This is a genomic window from Mycobacterium sp. UM_Kg27 (genome assembly GCF_000972905.1).
Lineage (GTDB): Bacteria > Actinomycetota > Actinomycetes > Mycobacteriales > Mycobacteriaceae > Mycobacterium.
The window spans coordinates 1-343 of sequence record NZ_JRMM01000346.1 but is presented as its reverse complement, the minus strand read 5'-3'; the positions used below and the strand labels follow the sequence as shown (position 1 = coordinate 343).

General features: G+C 63.8%; 1 pseudogene. It reads left to right on the top strand.

What is annotated here, in order from left to right:
* A pseudogene (locus LI94_RS21565) lies at window positions 1-339 on the top strand (type I glutamate--ammonia ligase); the annotation flags it as partial.
* Window positions 340-343 lie beyond the last annotated feature (4 nt).

Genomic DNA, 343 nt, shown 5'->3' with positions numbered 1-343 from the left:
TTCCGCTGCCCCGACTCCTCCGGCAACCCCTACCTGGCGTTCTCCGCCATGCTGATGGCCGGCATCGACGGCATCAAGAACAAGATCGAACCGGCCGCACCCGTCGACAAGGACCTCTACGACCTTCCGGCCGACGAGGCGGCGTCGATCTCGCAGGCCCCCACCACGCTGGCCGAGGTGATGGACAACCTCGAGGCCGACCACGAATACCTCACCGAAGGCGGTGTATTCACCCCCGACGTGATCCAGACCTGGATCAACTACAAGCGGGAGAACGAGATCACCCCCGTCAACCTGCGACCACACCCCTACGAGTTCGCCCTCTACTACGACTGCTGACCGG